15 protein-coding genes and 2 pseudogenes are annotated in these 15,544 nt (G+C 67.4%); 6 read left to right on the top strand and 11 right to left on the bottom strand.

Going from position 1 to position 15,544, the window contains the following annotated elements; genetic code table 11:
- Positions 1-182 precede the first annotated feature (182 nt).
- Both IE177_RS18185 and IE177_RS18180 read left to right on the top strand, forming a co-directional pair.
- Positions 183-752, top strand: a complete 570-nt coding sequence (locus IE177_RS18185) for a TetR/AcrR family transcriptional regulator (protein ID WP_190016407.1) — start codon at positions 183-185, stop codon at positions 750-752.
- A gap of 78 nt (positions 753-830) precedes the next feature.
- Positions 831-1,883 (top strand): annotated as a pseudogene (locus tag IE177_RS18180) (SGNH/GDSL hydrolase family protein); the annotation flags it as partial.
- Here the strand turns inward: IE177_RS18180 and IE177_RS35725 are convergent.
- Positions 1,871-2,578: a hypothetical protein gene (locus IE177_RS35725; protein ID WP_373305109.1), complete on the bottom strand. Its 708-nt coding sequence runs from the start codon at positions 2,576-2,578 to the stop codon at positions 1,871-1,873. The pseudogene IE177_RS18180 and the gene IE177_RS35725 overlap by 13 nt on opposite strands.
- 573 nt (positions 2,579-3,151) lie before the next feature.
- Entirely contained in the window at positions 3,152-3,772 is a 621-nt protein-coding gene (locus tag IE177_RS18170) for an Lsr2 family DNA-binding protein (RefSeq protein WP_229816103.1), read from the bottom strand.
- Positions 3,773-4,181: 409 nt separating this feature from the next.
- On the opposite strand from IE177_RS18170, the gene IE177_RS18165 reads away from it, so the two are divergent.
- Positions 4,182-4,745 (top strand): HXXEE domain-containing protein, encoded by a 564-nt coding sequence (locus IE177_RS18165; protein WP_190016404.1) that lies wholly within the window; start codon positions 4,182-4,184, stop codon positions 4,743-4,745.
- 37 nt (positions 4,746-4,782) lie between these two features.
- Here the strand turns inward: IE177_RS18165 and IE177_RS18160 are convergent, their stop codons facing one another.
- A complete protein-coding gene (locus IE177_RS18160; RefSeq protein WP_190016403.1) occupies positions 4,783-6,321 on the bottom strand; it encodes a glycosyltransferase family 39 protein in 1,539 nt (512 codons plus the stop codon).
- A 310-nt stretch (positions 6,322-6,631) separates the two neighbouring features.
- Here IE177_RS18160 and IE177_RS34890 point away from each other — a divergent pair.
- Positions 6,632-6,768: pseudogene (locus IE177_RS34890) on the top strand (IS5/IS1182 family transposase); the annotation flags it as partial.
- A gap of 358 nt (positions 6,769-7,126) precedes the next feature.
- Here the strand turns inward: IE177_RS34890 and IE177_RS18155 are convergent.
- The 4 genes from IE177_RS18155 to IE177_RS18140 form a co-directional block, all read right to left on the bottom strand.
- The gene (locus IE177_RS18155; RefSeq protein WP_190016402.1) at positions 7,127-7,492 is read right to left on the bottom strand and encodes a transposase family protein; all 366 of its coding nucleotides are present in this window, start codon (positions 7,490-7,492) and stop codon (positions 7,127-7,129) included.
- 466 nt (positions 7,493-7,958) lie between these two features.
- On the bottom strand, positions 7,959-8,369 hold the full coding sequence (locus IE177_RS18150; protein WP_190016401.1) for a hypothetical protein: 411 nt from the start codon (positions 8,367-8,369) through the stop codon (positions 7,959-7,961).
- Positions 8,370-8,564: 195 nt separating this feature from the next.
- The gene (locus IE177_RS18145; protein WP_190016400.1) at positions 8,565-9,521 is read right to left on the bottom strand and encodes an ArsR/SmtB family transcription factor; all 957 of its coding nucleotides are present in this window, start codon (positions 9,519-9,521) and stop codon (positions 8,565-8,567) included.
- A gap of 393 nt (positions 9,522-9,914) precedes the next feature.
- Complete coding sequence (locus IE177_RS18140; protein ID WP_190016399.1) at positions 9,915-10,760, bottom strand: DUF3626 domain-containing protein; 846 nt, start codon at positions 10,758-10,760, stop codon at positions 9,915-9,917.
- A gap of 467 nt (positions 10,761-11,227) precedes the next feature.
- Here IE177_RS18140 and gdhA point away from each other — a divergent pair, with 467 nt between their 5' ends.
- The gene (gdhA, locus tag IE177_RS18135) at positions 11,228-12,583 is read left to right on the top strand and encodes an NADP-specific glutamate dehydrogenase (RefSeq protein ID WP_229816102.1); all 1,356 of its coding nucleotides are present in this window, start codon (positions 11,228-11,230) and stop codon (positions 12,581-12,583) included.
- A gap of 128 nt (positions 12,584-12,711) precedes the next feature.
- Here gdhA and IE177_RS18130 read toward each other — a convergent pair whose 3' ends face one another.
- The 3 genes from IE177_RS18130 to IE177_RS18120 all read right to left on the bottom strand — a co-directional run bounded on the left by IE177_RS18130 (position 12,712) and on the right by IE177_RS18120 (position 14,078).
- On the bottom strand, positions 12,712-13,101 hold the full coding sequence (locus IE177_RS18130) for a Rossmann-fold NAD(P)-binding domain-containing protein (RefSeq protein WP_190016397.1): 390 nt from the start codon (positions 13,099-13,101) through the stop codon (positions 12,712-12,714).
- Positions 13,098-13,397, bottom strand: coding sequence for a hypothetical protein (locus tag IE177_RS18125; protein WP_190016396.1), 300 nt, complete (start codon positions 13,395-13,397; stop codon positions 13,098-13,100). Before IE177_RS18125 ends, IE177_RS18130 begins: the two co-directional genes overlap by 4 nt.
- Positions 13,398-13,511: 114 nt before the next feature.
- Positions 13,512-14,078, bottom strand: coding sequence for a dihydrofolate reductase family protein (locus tag IE177_RS18120; protein WP_190016395.1), 567 nt, complete (start codon positions 14,076-14,078; stop codon positions 13,512-13,514).
- Between the two features lie 370 nt (positions 14,079-14,448).
- Between IE177_RS18120 and IE177_RS18115 the strand changes: the two genes are divergently transcribed.
- The gene (locus IE177_RS18115; protein WP_190016394.1) at positions 14,449-15,018 is read left to right on the top strand and encodes a TetR/AcrR family transcriptional regulator; all 570 of its coding nucleotides are present in this window, start codon (positions 14,449-14,451) and stop codon (positions 15,016-15,018) included.
- A gap of 30 nt (positions 15,019-15,048) precedes the next feature.
- On the opposite strand, the gene IE177_RS35425 is transcribed toward IE177_RS18115, so the two are convergent.
- Positions 15,049-15,180, bottom strand: coding sequence for a hypothetical protein (locus tag IE177_RS35425; protein ID WP_268253167.1), 132 nt, complete (start codon positions 15,178-15,180; stop codon positions 15,049-15,051).
- Between the last annotated feature and the right edge of the window lie 364 nt (positions 15,181-15,544).

Below are 15,544 nucleotides of genomic sequence, written 5' to 3'. Positions count from 1 at the left end.
GAGTCGCCTGCGCTGAGAAGGCATCGCCGTCAGCCCGCACTCGGCGATCCCGCCGACGAGCACATCGGTGCTTGCGGCAGGTGTGGGGGCAGCGCGGGCGGTGCTGGCGATGGGCGAGCCCTTGCCTATAGGGCTTAGGTAAATGCATACTCTCTATAGGTGAACCAGAGTAGGTGATGGTTGTGGTGAGGGCAGGACTGAGCGCCGAGCGGCTGACGCTCGCCGGTGCGGAACTAGCCGACGAGGCCGGTTTCGACCAGGTGACTCTGTCGGCGCTCGCCCGACGTTTCGACGTGAGGGTCGCGAGCCTGTACTCGCACCTGAAGAACTCCCACGAGCTCAAGACCCGGATCGCGCTGTTCGCGCTGGAAGAACTGGCCGACCGGGTCGCCGATGCCGTGGCCGGACGTGCGGGCAAGGACGCCCTGACGGCCTTCGCGAACGCCTACCGGGACTACGCCCGAGCGCACCCCGGCCGATACGAAGCAGCCCGGTACCGGCTCGACCCGCAAACGGCCGCGGCCAGCGCCGGCGTCCGGCACGCGCAGATGACACGGGCGATTCTGCGCGGCTACGACCTGGCGGAACCGGACCAGACGCACGCGGTCCGCATGCTGGGCAGCGTCTTCCACGGTTACGCCAGCCTGGAAGCGGCCGGTGGCTTCAGCCACACGGATGTCGCCTCAGAGGAATCGTGGGCCTGGACCCTGGACTCCCTCGACGCCGCGCTGCGAGGCCGGTCCGCCTCCTGACCAGCGGCACGCCACTCTTCCAACGGCTCACGCGTACCGACGCGATTCGCCCCCCCTAAGAACCAAAGGCTTGCGGCAATGAGTACCGAACAGAAGTTGATCACCACCCCCCTCACCGCCGACTTCCTGCGCGGACACCTTGAGGTGGAGGAGACCGCGCACGGTCTGCTGCCGCACCGGCTGCCCGCCTGGGCGCGCCGCCAGATCCCCGACGATCGGCTGGCCGTGGCCGAGGCCCAGCCTTCCGGTGTCCGGCTGGCCTTCCGAACCCGCGCCACCAGCATCCAGCTGGACACGCTGCCCACCAAGCGTGTCTACCTGGGCTTCCCGCCCCCGCCGGACGGCGTGTACGACCTGTTGGTCGACGGCCGACTCACCGCACAGGCCACCGTCAAGGGCGGGAACCTGCGCACCATCACCGACATGCAGACGCAGACCGCGGAGTTCACCGAGGGACCGGCGGGCACCGCCCACTTCACCGGCCTCCCCGCGGGCGAGAAGGCCATCGAGATCTGGCTTCCGCACGCGGAGATCACCGAGGTGATCGCCCTGCGCACCGACGCCTCCGTCGAGCCGGCCCCGGACAACGGACGCCGGGTGTGGATGCACCACGGCAGTTCCATCAGCCACGGCTCGAACGCCGTCTTCCCGAGCACCATCTGGCCTGCCCTGGCCGCGTCCGCGGGCGGCGTGGATCTGATCAACCTGGGATTCGGCGGCAGCGCACTGGTGGACCCGTTCACCGCGCGTGCGATGCGCGACACCTTCGCCGACTTGATCAGCGTCAAAATCGGCATCAACGTCGTCAACACCGATGCCATGCGCCTGCGCGCCTTCGCCCCCGCCGTCCACGGCTTCCTCGACACCATCCGCGAGGGCCACCCCACGACACCACTGCTCGTCGTGTCGCCGGTTCTGTGCCCGACCCACGAGAACACCCCCGGCCCTCTCATGCCGGACTTCGAAAGCGGAACCCTCCGGTTCAAGGCCACCGGTGATCCGGCCGAAACCGCCGCCGGACGGCTGACACTCACGATCATCCGCGACGTACTCGCCGACATCGTGAAGGAGCGAGCCGCCGACGACCCGAACCTTCACTACCTCAACGGATTCGACCTCTACGGCGAAAGCGACCACGCCGAGTTCCCGCTGCCTGACGGGCTCCATCCCAGCCCTGAAGGGCACCGACGCATCGGCGAGAACTTCGCCAAGCGCGTGTTCGCGGACAACGGCCCGTTCACCACCACCAGCCCGGCATGAACGGCGAGTAACTTCTGCTCCTGGTCGATGGGTTCATGACCGCGTACTTCCCCACACGAACCGCCACCCGGGATCTTCGACGACGGACGCTGGTCGGCGGATGACCGCTCCACTTGGCGGAGCTGAGCATTCTGGTTTGCGGATCCGGCGTCCTTCTCGGCGGGAACGGAGGTGGCCTGTTCCAAGCCCCGGCGGATCGCGATCTCCAGGGGTGAGTACGCGCCGTCGACCCGCTCCAGTTCGTAGGGCGCGGCCGGCTCCTCCTCGTGCGGGAAGCGCAGCGGGAAGGTGCCGGGTGAGTAGCGTGGCTCCCAGCGCCCGGCGCCGACCAGCAGGTCGTACGCCCGGTGCAGGGCTGGTGAGTTGGGTGCGGCGGCGAACGGGCCCTGTGCCATCCCGCCGACCCAGTGCACGGGCTGCGTCCACGTCTCCGGGTCGTCCGGATCGCAGCCCGTCTCCTGCCACAGCAGCCGCGCGCAGCTCGCCGCCACGCGGGGCGCGACGGCGCCCTCCAGCTTGACGAAGCCGTCGCGGAGGAAACGGGACACCAAGGTCTTGTCATCCATGCCTCCAGCATGCGTTACCGCCCACCCCGGCCACCCGACTCTTGCCGCGCCGCTCTTCTCGGGTGCTGCGTGCAGGGCCGCGCCTGGCTGAATCGTCAGTCGGGATCTTGGAGATGAGCGTGCTGGAGCGGCTCGGTCAGGCCATAAAGCACATCGAGCGGCACCTCGACAGCTCCGTCGACGTGGGCGGCCGGCGCGGATCGCGGTGCCACCTCGGAGCACCAGGCGGCGGATGTACTCAGCGCTGGCAGGAGTGCCACTGTTCGGAGTACACCAGGCATCGGCGGCTGACCGTCGCGGGCGCGGAGGTACTGGCAGGTGGGCGGACGCTGCTGGAGATCGCGGTGCGGTACGGATGCGGTCCGCGCGAGGCATTCGGATGGGCGTTCCACGCCGTGCCCGGCGTCTGGCTCGGCAAGGCGCGGCGCTCAGCTCCCAGCCCTGGACGGCCTTTCGCCCCACGTCGACCGTAGCAGCAGCATGCGGTACCGCTTCGTCCGCCGACTGCCCGAGGAGAACCGGAGGTACGCCGACGCCCGGACCGGGTGATCAGCGAGCGGCGTTGCGCTGTGTTCAGTGACTCTCGTCCGCCTGCTCCCATGCTTGCCGAACATCTGCGGGAATGCGTCCTCGCACCGGAACTTCGTACCCGTTCGCGCGCGCCCAGATGCGGATCTCGTCGGTGCTGACGGGAGGGGTCACAGGTGGCAAGGGCGGAGACCATTGGTCAAGGTCCGAGGGCTTGAAGCTGATGTCACCTTGCAAGAGCCCCTCGGGGAACTGCGGGACGGTCGTGGAGCCACTGAACACCGCGACCAGGAACCGGGTCAGGTTTCCGTCAAAGGTGTACCGACCTGGTCCGCGTGCCTGGTTGACGATGATGGTCCAGGCGTCGGGATCGTCCTCCGGGTCGGTGATCAAGAAGAAGTCCTCGCCGTTGTCCGTGCCACCGCAAGGAAGCAGGAACTGCGGATCGACCGGGGCGGGACAGCTCTCCCGGGCGTAGTCGTCTTGTATCTGAGCACGTGTGCGGTCTCGGGCCGGGCCGAGCAGGTTGACGTGAACGGAGGTGTGACGGGGGTCGTAGACCCAGAGGAAGTTGGCGAAGCATCCGGGATCGTAGGCGGCTGTGAGCTGCTTGTAGTCCTCGGGCAAACGCAGTTGGAGGTCGGATTCGACGCTTGCCCAGTTCACCGGCGGCTGCACAGGGGTGGGAGGTGGGCAAAGCTCGGTAAGGCGTTCGAGAGGGGTGATTCAGTTCCGTCCCTGCGTCGGATCAGCTGTGCGGCCAGGTCGGTATTGGAGAACTCACGGACGAGGCGGAAGCCGCGACTGCCGTCCGCTTCCGTGTAGACGTGGCTGAGCACAGACGTCGCTTCGTTGTCAGCGTACTCAAGGTAGACGCTGTACTGGACAATCTCCCCTGCTGGCTGAAGGTCACCCGCCTAACCGGCCGCCGACCCACACCCGTCGAACACATGAGCTTTTTCGGCCTGTATCTCAACCTCGTTAGCATTTGCGGGGCGTGCGGCCGTTTCGCCCACATGTAGCGGGCGATCGCGTCTTGTGCGTGGAACCAGGTGTGCTGAGAGACTGCCTGTCCATGAGCGGAAACAGGAGCGGGCAGCGTGGCGTCGGCGCAGGTGTGACCTTCGGGTTGTTGGCTGCGTGGGCAGCGCACGATGCGGAGGAAGTGGTCTCGGTGCCGCGGTGGACACGTTCTCAGGTGCCCGAGCTGCGGGAACAATTTCCGCGGGTACCGGATCGGATATGGCGGCATCTGCAGTCCATCGACGAGCGCGAGTTCGCGACCGCCGTCGCCGGCATGGCCGTCGTGGTGGCCGCAGCGTCGGCCGACGGTTATCGCACCGGCGGGCGTTCTGCCTTCTATCAGTGGGCCCTCAACGGATTCGGACTGCATGGCCTGGTACATCTGGCGCAGGCCGCCGTGGTCCGCGGATACACTCCGGGCTCGGCCACCTCTCCATTGGTGGTCATTCCCTTTACGCTCTGGGCCCGCGGCCAGCTGCGGCGGGCCGGCGTGCTGTGCCCGGCCCGTCCCCGCCACGTCGTGCAGGGCCTTGGGTTGGCCGCAGTTGCCACGGTCGCGACGCACGTGATGGCGGGATGGACTGTGGGCCGGAGGCAAACGCCGCCTCGGACTTGAGCCCCTGGACGGGCATTCAACGCACCGGCGAACTCCTCTACTGGGTGCGGTTCGACTTTGACTGCTCGGTGGGTACAACCCCAGGTGGCGTCGGGGTGGAACCCTTCCTGACGAAGCATGGACAGCGCGAGGTCGGGGTGGCCGCACGGTCGTCGGCGCGGCGTACGTACACCACGATCTTGCGTCCGCGTTCACGGGTCTCGTAGCGACGTATGAAGTGGGACCGAAGGACTTGCTCCTTGGTCCGGTCGCGAGCAGACGCGGGGGGCGAGGTGTTGTCGTCTGTGACGACGATGATGCGACGCGCGGTCAGCATGGCCTTTCGTATGTACTCAGGGGTGCCCTCCACGCCCTGAAGAGTGTTGGACTGTCGCGGGTTCTCGATCAGCGCCAGGTCCCTGGTGCCGGTGAATGCGCCGGGCGAGACGAGAGCGGTGTCGCGGCGTGCAGCGGGGATGTACAGCACGGCATCGCCGGGCTTGCGGACCGCGGCGACGTTGTCGGCCGTGGAGAGAACGTCGTCGACCCGGCTGCCTGCGCTGCGCAGTGGTACCTCGATGGGTAGCAGAGCAACCAGGGCGACAGCCGCGGCCAGAACGATCGAGCGACGAGGCTGTCTCCGGAAGCGGCTTGCCAGTGCGTGGCACGCAGCACCAATGAGTAGCGCGAGTCCGATCTGGCTGAACAGTACGTACCGGGTCTGGTAGAGCGGCCGTGTCAAGGAAACGGCGAGAAGCAGAAGCGGAGGAAGGGCCAGCAGCGGCAGAGCGAGCGCACTGAGCGAAACCCGAACGCTACCGCTCGCCAATCTCGTTCGTGCGAGATAAGCGCCCAGCGCGCCCATGACCACAGTCATGAGCAGATTGAGCGTCGTACCCAGTCCGACCGGTGGGATCCAGGAGACCTGCCCCGACTGGGCCTGGCTCGCCATGACAAGGGGGAGGCTGCCCAGCACGGCGCAGGACGCGGAGAGCGCCCATCGCGCGATGACCGCCCGAGGCGTACGGGCCAGGGCGATGGTCGCGGCGTGTGCGAAGAGAATCAGGAGCGAGAACCAGTTGAGGAGCGCGGCCACCAGCACTGTGGTGCCGTACGCCGCCCAGTGGCACCAGTTTGAGGCGTCGACTGCCGTCACCAGCAGCCAGCAGGCGAGCACTTCGCAAGCGGTCACCAAGGCGTAGGGGCGCCCTTCCTGCGCGTATTGCTGGACGGCGGGCAGGAGGGCGAATGCCAGTCCTGTTGCCAGCCCGGTGGAGGCGTCGACCAGTCGGGAGCCCAGAAGGGTGAGCAAAGCGGTGGCGCATGCCATGGCCAGGAGCGACGGCAGTCGCAGGCAGTAGAGGCGGTCTCCGAACACCGTGAAGACGCCGTGCATGAAGAGGTAGTACAGGCCGTGGACCATGTCGATCCGCCCCAGGAGACTCCAGATTTCGGGAATCGTCCTGTGGGCCGCCTCCCAGGTAGCCGCCTCATCACGCCACATGCTGTTGTTGCGGGTGATACCCCAAAGACCGAGAAGCAGGGTGAGGGCAGGCGGAACGCCAAAGTCGAAGCAATGCTGCCGTGTTTTGGACATGACAAGACTCCGAGCGACATGGGAGGTGCAGCCACGATCCGGGGCGTGGGTGGCTACGCGGCGTTTGCGATCGAGCTCAACGCTAGGCCTCGGCATGATCTTGGAGGTCGCCAGCTGGAACGATGTCGGATGTAAGCCTCAGGTACTACTGCGGCGCCACCCCAAGCCGTGAGATGTACGCCTTGAGACCGCTGTCCTATGCGGTGAGGCGGTCGCTGATCCGGTCCGGGGCGGAGAGCGGGGAGTTGGATCGCTCCGGACGAACCCATGGAAGACACGAAGGCGCGGAGCTGCAGACAGCGAAGTTTTCAGGTTGTTGAAGGTGGTGCGGAAGCGGGGCGGCAACGGCACGCTGCGGGGTCGAACGTGGTCGTTACCACTTGATGAAAGGGTGTTGCTGTCGCGGCGTACGGCCGCACGAACTTGACCATGCGACAGCTGGACCCACCACCAGCCCTCAGCCAGTAGCCGGCACGATGCGGGCTACCGAGGCATTGAAGTCACTCCTGCCATCAGCGGACGCGTCGATCATTCCGCCCACGGATTCACAGGCGGTGGCAACCATGCAGCCAGGCGATCGTGCGCTCGTCCACGTAGCGAAAGACGCCCAGGCCGGAGCCGTGTCTCTCAACTCGTTCGGCGATCACCGAGCAGATGCCGCAGGCCCACAGCAGGTGACGGAGTCGTAGCCGCGTCTACGAAGAGCACGTCGGGTCCGTCGGCTTGGCCACGTAGGGGGTCAGACCGAACCGCAACCCGAAAATTCCACCGATCTGCCCGCCACGCCACTAGTTACTGAGCCTTTTCAGCGTTGCCTCTCCAGGGTGAGGACCGCGGCGGCGATGTCTGTCATGCGGTTCGGGCTCCAGCGGCTCCGGCGGAAGATCCGCCAGGACTTCAGGCGGGCGACGCCTCGTTCGACGGGAGCTCGGGCCTGGGCGAGTGCCCGGTTCAGCGTCCGTTCGGTCGGTGACAGTTCGCCTTTGGGCGGGCGGCGGATGGCGGTGATGGCCCAGGAGCCGGCGCCGATGTAGGCGCGGTCGGCGACGAGGCGTGGGCGGTGGTGCGGCGGGAGCTTGCAGCGACGGTCACCCTCACGGGTGACGATAAGCATCGTGACCCACTCGACCAGCGCATGAGGCAGGTCGCGTGCGGCAGGATAGGGAACCAACAGGGCTCCTGGACCGGCAGGTTGAGACTTCGAACACCTCGCCCAACGGCACGGGGCCCTGTCCGTTGCGGGCACCAAGGTCATCACCCGATCGGTGACCACGCTGAAAAGGCTCATTGATTCCTTTTCGGAACAGCCACCGATCGGGTGGATCCGCGACGGCGGCCCGATGCGCCCTGGGCGGCGGATGCCCTGCCTGGCGGCCTCGTCAACGCACTCGGCGGCCTCGCCCGCCGGAGGGGCAGCCGACTTCGAGTAGGACCGAAGCCCCATTGCTCCCACGGTCACACAGCCGAACATCCCGCGCCTGCCGTCGTCCCGGTCATCTCCGGAGGCTCGACGGTTGATGGCTCGTAGCTCTGCCTCGTCGGGCGACGGGATCAGCTTCCGGGGCGGCGCGTGTCATGCCGCCCCGGGGCCGGGTATGTGTTTCGCCGCAAGGTCACTTATCGAGCGGTCGGAGTGGTCAGGGCCGGTAGAACGTCTCGCAATCGAGTGGGGACGCGGTGGCGTCGTCAAGGCAGACGACGACGTACGCGGCCCCGCCGGGCACGTCTGCGGGGACTGCCGGGAAGTCGTTGAGCGAATACGTCACGTCGCACTTGGTACTGGTGCTCTTGGCGCCGAGGCGGATACCCGAGGCGTCGTACGCACCGACCCACGCCCTGCGGCAGCCGACGGCCCGGAGTTCTCCGTCGACCCCGACCGAACGGTTGTACCAGGTCAGAGTGCCGCTGATGTAGCTGGCACCATACGAGACGCCTGTGATGGGCGTGGTCGGGTACGCCGCAGTCTGCGCGCCTGCGGCCGGCGCTCCCAGTACGGTGGCCGCGGTCAGAACGGCGGAGCCGACAGCGGCGGCGAGTTGGGGCTTCAAGTGGTCCTCCAGGCGGGACGAGTCGGTTGTCGCCTCACATCCTGGGCAGGTCGACCATCCGTTGCCCATCCTTTAAGCCACCGCTTAAAGGGGCTGCCAGGGCGGTGGGTGCGGCAGTACTTCACACACCTCGGTGCGCTTGTTCGGTGGTGGGTGACAGGGGTGGTGACGTTCGTTCGCGGCGTCCTCGCGCCGTCACGGTTGCGTCAGGGCGCCCGTCCGCAGCAGGGCCAGCCCGAGCGGGGTGATGAGGTGGAGTACGGAGCCGCCGCGGCGGCTGGTGGTGATGAGGCCCGTGTCGCGCAGCACGGTCGCGTGCTGGCTGGCCGCGGCGGCCGTGACGTCGAGGCGGCGGGCCAGTTCGCTCGTCGTGCAGCCTTCCGCCGTCACTCGCAGGGCGGCGGCTCGGGTGCGGCCGAGCAGGGACTCCAGGTTCCGGACGGTCGCGCCGTCCGACTCCGCCGCTTCGGTGCCGGTCAGTGGCCGGCGGAGGGCCGGTACGGTCAGGCGGGGTGGCTGAGCGGTGTCGAGCGGGTCCCACAGGAAACTCACCGGGTGCTTCGAGAAGACCGTGGGCGTGATGATGAGTCCCCGCCCCTGGAGGTGCACATCGACTCGGCGCGGGTAGGGGGCGTCGAGCACCGGCGGACGCCAGCGGACCAGTGGTGCACAGATCGAGCGCAGCAGGAGATCGACGCCTCCCTCCAGCATCAGGTTCGCGCTACGGGTGGACAGCGCGACCAGTTCGGACCGTCCTCTGTCCCAGTAGGGCTCGACGGTCAGTCGGTGGCAGGCGCGCAGGGCCTTCGCCAGCTCCCGCAGCGCGTCACGGTCGCCCTCCGCCACCCGTCTGGCCCACGGCAGTTGTCCGGGACGGAAGTCGAGACACTCGATCTCGCGGCGCAGCTGGGACACCGGGGCGTGCAGCAGATTGTCCACGGCGTGGTCCAGAGAGGGCACATCGCCCGTCAGGGCCAGCAGATCAAGCCCGGGACCGCGCGTCGGGACCAGGGATGTCAAGGGGAGTGTGTCGGCCCCCGTCCTGCCCGCGACCGCCGAGCGCCAGGTGTGGAGGTGCGTAGGCACCCGGTTGCCTCTCAGTAGCTCCAGGCTGTAGTAGACCTCGGCCGCGACGCCGATGGTCGCGGCCACCCGGGTCCTGGCGAGGTCTTCCGCCGTGAAGTGAACACGTAACCTGCCGGTCTCCTGCCGCCGAAGGGGAGTGCGAGAACGCCCCTCAGCCTGCCCCACCTCGTACCGCCCAATCGGGCGTCGAGGCGCAGGACCCGTTCGTCGGCCACGCGTTCGAGCCGGTGAACGTCAGCGGCCGTACCGGCTGATGGGATCGCCGCATCACCCGATCAGGGGCCACGCTGAAAAGGCTCACTGATCGCCGGAAACGACGATCACATGCCCAGCACTTCCTGCTTGCGCATTTCCATCGATTTGTTGGTCGGTTTTGTCGTCCAACGTGTCGCACGTATTTCGGGTTCGTCTTCTTTCGTTCATTCTCCTAACCCAATTTGTTCGTGCGCATACTTCGACCTACGCGCCCGCACCATCCCCGAACCGGGCCAGGCAGTGCCAGACCTTCTTGAGGTCCTGAAGAGCGTATCGACCTGTGCGGGCAGCGTCTCCTATATCCCTGGGAGTGAGCCAGCCGCCGTGAACGATCTCGGCTCCCAGATCTACATACGCCTGACCGCGATAGTGCGCATGGTGACGCAGTTCAGCCACGCTGAGCCGGAAACCGGGATGCCATTCGACGGGGCACGGTAGATGTTCTGCCGCATGGTCGACCGCTGTACCGCGATAGCTGGGGTCCAGCACCAGCGCTTCCACATCACAGTCGAACCTGACCGGCCCGTGGATCTGCGCCTCAATGTGGCCGTCAAGGGGATCCCTGTTCGCTGCCTCGGCAAGCTCGAGAAGTGAGCATCGATCGGCGACGCCGAAGGCAGACGGCTCAGCGGAGCTGTCCGGGTAACAGAACGTGGCGCGCGTGAGAACCTCAGGCTTGAGCCTGAAGTACGAGGAGCCGAATCGCGGGGCACCGCCGATGGGATCGCGGCGGTAGTTCAACGCGCCGTAGACGGGGCGCTGGTCAGGTGCGGCATCGTCGTAGGCGCCGGCGAAGATACGACTCTCCCAGCGCCACCGGTCCCCGCCAGGATGAGCGGTCAGCCCGCCGTTACTCGTTCCAGTGACGAACTGTGACCTGTAGACACCGTCCTCAGCCATTTGGATCAGGATGGGACGGTTTCCCGCGACTCGGTCGGGGTGAAAGTGCATTGTCACCCTCAGGTCCGGCGGGAGGGGCTTCCCCTTCGACGAAACCGCGACATGTCTCAGGGCCCTCCCCTGAAGCGAGACGGCGGTGTCAGCGGCCATGCGTGGAGTCTGCACAAGTCGCGGGTACCAACGCACCTCAATATCTCCACCGCTGCCCTGCAAACGGCCCATCGCTCCAGCAATCACTCATGAACAGACAGGCATGGAACACCGCGTCTTCACCGATGGGTGCGGGAGACGAGCGAGGCGATCGCCGGACACGCCACTCACGCAACGGCCCTCCCACCCCTGACCGCGGGCTTCAACGAGCGTCACGGAGTTGGTGACGTCCCGGCATTCCCGAGGACAAGAGTGCCGCTCGCCGGACCCGCTGCGTCACCGCGCAGGATGGTCCCGCTCGGCCTCGAACGCGGCTCGGGATGACGGGAGCGTGGTGAACGCGTCGAACGGCGCCCACGTAGTCCTAGGCGAAGAAGATGCAGGAGACACACAGGAGAACCGTCCGTGCCGGTCGGCGCGGCGGCATCGACGCCACTCACCGTGCCGTCGTCCCGGAGGGGGTTGCTGTGACCACATCATCGACGCGCGAGACGCTCACCGCGCTTTACAGCGAGGTCGTCCGGCGGAATCCGGCGGAACCGGAGTTCCACCAGGCGGCTAGAGAGGTCCTGGAGACTCTCGCTCCCGTCCTGGCGGCCCGGCCGGAACTCGGACAGGCTGCGCTCATCGAGCGGCTGTGCGAGCCAGAACGACAGCTGCTCTTCCGGGTGCCGTGGCAGGACGACGAAGGCCGAGTCCGCGTCAACCGGGGTTTCAGGATCGAGTTCAACAGCGCGCTCGGCCCCTACAAGGGCGGTCTGCGCTTCCACCCGTCGGTGAACCTGGGCATCGTGAAGTTCCTCGGTTTCGAGCAGATGTTCAAGAACGCCCTGACCGGCCTCGGTATCGGTGGCGGCAAGGGCGGCAGCGACTTCGACCCGCGGGGCCGCTCGGACGACGAGGTGATGCGCTTCTGTCAGTCGTTCATGACGGAGCTGTACCGACACATCGGGGACCGTACGGATGTACCGGCCGGGGACATCGGTGTGGGCAGCCGGGAGATCGGCTACCTGTTCGGCCAGTACCGGCGCATCACCAACCGCTGGGAGGCGGGCGTCTTGACCGGAAAGGGCCCGGGCTGGGGCGGCTCGGCCGGGCGAGCAGAGGCCACCGGGTACGGCAACGTCCTGTTCGTCGCCGAGATGCTGCACCGTCGTGGCGAGGACCTGCCGGGCCAGCAGGTCCTGGTGTCCGGCTCGGGCAACGTGGCCCTCTACACCGTGGAGAAGCTGCACGAGCTGGGGGCGCGGGCCCTGACCGTCTCGGACTCCGAGGGCTATGTCGTCGACGACAAGGGCATCGACATCGACCTCCTCAAGCAGATCAAGGTGATCGAGCGCGGCCGGGTGCGGCACTACGCCGAACGCCGGGGTGGATCGGCGGTGTTCGTGCCGGACGGCTCGGTGTGGGAGGTCCCCGCCGACGTGGCCCTCCCCTCGGCGACTCAGAACGAACTGAACGCCGACGATGCAAGGGCCCTTGTGCGGGGCGGAGTGAAAGCCGTGTCGGAGGGTGCCAACATGCCGGTCACCCCGACCGCCGCACAGGTCTTCCGGGAGGCCGGGGTGGCGTTCGGCCCCGGCAAGGCGGCCAACGCGGGCGGCGTCGCGGTCAGCGCCCTGGAGATGCGGCAGAACAGCGGACGCGATTCCTGGTCCCGGGACCGCGTCCAGGCCGAGCTGGCCACGGTGATGCGGGACATTCACGACCTGTGCTGGCAGACCGCCGACCAGTACGGCGCCCCGGGTGACTACGTCACGGGGGCCAACATCGCGGGCTTCGAACGAGTTGCCCAGGCGATGCTGGCGCAGGGACTGATCTGACACGCCTCCGGCGAACTCACTGGCTGGAACCACGACCAGTGAGTTCCGTTCAACCCGGACGACCACTGCAGGTGTCATCACCGATACCGTTGACGCGAGCCGTGGCTCGCACCCGGCTGCGGCGAGCCTTACGTCCTGAACTCGGGGGCGTGGGTGGTGGTCCACTGGTCGAAGGTGCGAGGAGGGCGGCCGGTGAGCTGTTGCACGGTGGCGTGGACGGTGGTCTCGTCGATGGTGTGGTCGCGGTAGAAGCTGAAGAATGCGTTGACGTATTCCTTCGGCATGGCCGCGTTCATCCGGTCCTGGGCGTCCTCATCCGTCTCCGGCTGGAAGCGCAGGTCACGGCCGAGTGCTTGGCCGAGGATGCGTACCCGGTCGGCGGGCAGGAGTGCCTCGGGCCCACTCAGTGAGTAGGCGGGCCCTTCATGCCCCGGCTCCAGCAGCGCTCTCGTGGCCACGGCCGCGATGTCGGCCGGGTCGATGACGGCGACCGGCAGGTCGCCGAACGCGTCCCTCACGACGTCGCCAGACTGCAACTGGGGCAGCCAGCGCAGGGCGTTGGCAGATCCACGGCGGCGGCCGGAGCGAGGGCGACGGACGCCCTGTCCACCAGCCCCAGCGCCCGCAGCTCGCCGATCACCCGCGCCGTGTCCGGCATGGCGAGCTCGGCACGGGTCCGGTCGACGCCGGCGTGCGGATTGCGCAGCAGGTAGCGGTCGAGACGCTCCTGATCCGCCGTCACCCCGAGATCAGCCAGACTCATCGTGCTCCGCACCCCGGCCCTATGGTCCGGCGTGCTGATCAGTGCTTCCATGCGTGATTCTCCCCCTGACCTGCGGGCTTCTCTCGCGGCCCACGAGTGTCCGCAGTGAGTGTTGCGATCGGGAGCGGCAGCGGCCGCCAACCCGGCATCGACGCGCTGACTCCGTCACCGGCTGTACGTCTCGATGCGCAGGCCCGAGTCGAAGCTGCGGGTCGAGACGGGCAGATACGTCGCCGGACTGAACGGGCCCGCGAAGAGCGGGATGCCGGAGCCGATGACGAGCGGGTTGCGCTTGATGACGAGCTGGTCGATCTCCGGGAGCAGGGCGGAAGCCAGCTTGCCGCCGCCGGCCAGCCAGATGTCCTTGCCGGACTGCGACTTGAGCTTGCGAACGGTGTCGGCGGGGTCTTCCCGTACGACATGGATGTCCGGGTCCACGGTCTGCAGGCTGGTGGAGACGACGTACTGCTCAAGATGGGCGTACGGGCTGGTCAGGCCTGCCTGCAGGCCGGGTTCGTAGGTGCCGCGGCCCATGATGACCGTGTCGAAGTGCCGGTTCGGGGTGCCGGTGAGACCGAAGGCCGCGCGGGCGGGGGTGGGCATCGTCTCCGGGTACTCGGCGAGGATCGCGTCGCGTCCCTCGCCCTCGAAGAGAAGGAAGTCGTACTCCCCGTCCGGGCCGGCGATGTAGCTGTCGAGGGTGGCGGCGACGTAGTAGACGAGCTTTCGCATGTGGTGAGTCCTTGCCTCTCGGTCTGGATCTGGCAGGGCGGTCCAGGGTGCGCTGCGGCGCCGGGTGGCGGCTACGGGTGCGCTTCAGCGGCGTGAGCCGGGCTTCGGGAGCGGCCGGGGGCGCGGGACCTGGTGCGGCCTGAGCGGGCGGCGGTCCGCGCCGTCGCGACGGGCATCGTGCGAGGTGGTCTGCAGGAGGGGGGCCCGGCCGGTGAAGGGGCGTCGCATACGACTCCTGAATGGAAGGGGTGACTCTCACGTGATCTGCCTCAGAAGTTGTACTCTGATTGCAGTGGTTAGAACGTAGTACTGCACTTGTAGTGGTGTCAACGGGTTCTGTGGACTCGTCCGGATCAGACAGGGAGACCGTGTGCGTCACAACCCCGCTCGTCGTACCGCGCTGCTCGACGGCGCCATCGAGGTACTCGCCCGTGAGGGGTCTCGCGGCCTCACGCTGCGGGCCGTGGACAAGGAGGCCGGCGTCCCCGTCGGGACCGCCACCAACTACTTCGCGAACCGGGGCGAGATGCTGGCCCAGGTCATGCAGCGCATCCTCGAGCGGCTGACGCCCGATCCGGCGGAGCTGGAGGAGGCGATGAAGGCCGGTACACCGCGGGATGTCACGGTCACGCTGTTGCGGCAGTTGCTGGAGCGCACCCGACGCGAGCGCGGCAGCCATCTCGCACTGCTGGAAATGCGGCTGGAGGCGACGCGGCGGCCGGAGCTGAACACCGAGCTGACGCGCTTCTTCGAGATCCAGCTGGAGGGCAACATCGCCTACCACCTCGACGCCGGGCTGCCCGGTGGCCGCGAGGGAGTGGTCGTGCTCTACCTCGCCACACTCGGTCTGATCATCGACGACCTGACCGTACCCGCACTGCTGACACCCCACGACCCGGAACGGCTGATCGAGACGATGGTGGACCGCCTGCTTCACTGAAGGCGGTCCGATCCTGTCGGCGATCAGGTACTACAGCTCGAACTCCAGGTGCTCGATGTCGGTCGAGAAGGACTTCCTCGAAGCAGCGGCATGCTTGACGATCTTGCGGTGCAGGCTGACCCGTGTGCGGAAGATGACGGCTGTGCGGATGTCAGCCGCCACGTCGGACGGGACAGCGCCCGCCAGGACCGCCCCGGCCGCCAGCCCTCCCCGCGGGAGTTCGGCAGCGCGCCTGGCTGGAACCCATCCTTCTGCCTGGCCTCTGAACGCCGCCAACAGGGACCACTCCGCTCCGGTTCGTACGGCGGGTCGGCCCACGATGCGGAGCTGACGGTCGGTCTGGAAGCGAGCCGGGATGCGAATTGACCATGGGGCGCGTTATGTGAAGGGTCAAATTCAAGGCCGCTCCGCACCAGGGAAGGCGAGGTGGCGTCGAGTCCGGAACGTGCAATGATGGGCATGTGAGGCAGCTCACATCATGACGCTGCGATGGATGAAATGGTCACCAGCCCGGCGGACCGTACGC

It is taken from the genome of Streptomyces lucensis JCM 4490, from assembly GCF_014650035.1.
GTDB lineage: Bacteria > Actinomycetota > Actinomycetes > Streptomycetales > Streptomycetaceae > Streptomyces > Streptomyces lucensis.
This window is presented reverse-complemented; position numbering and strand designations above follow the sequence as displayed.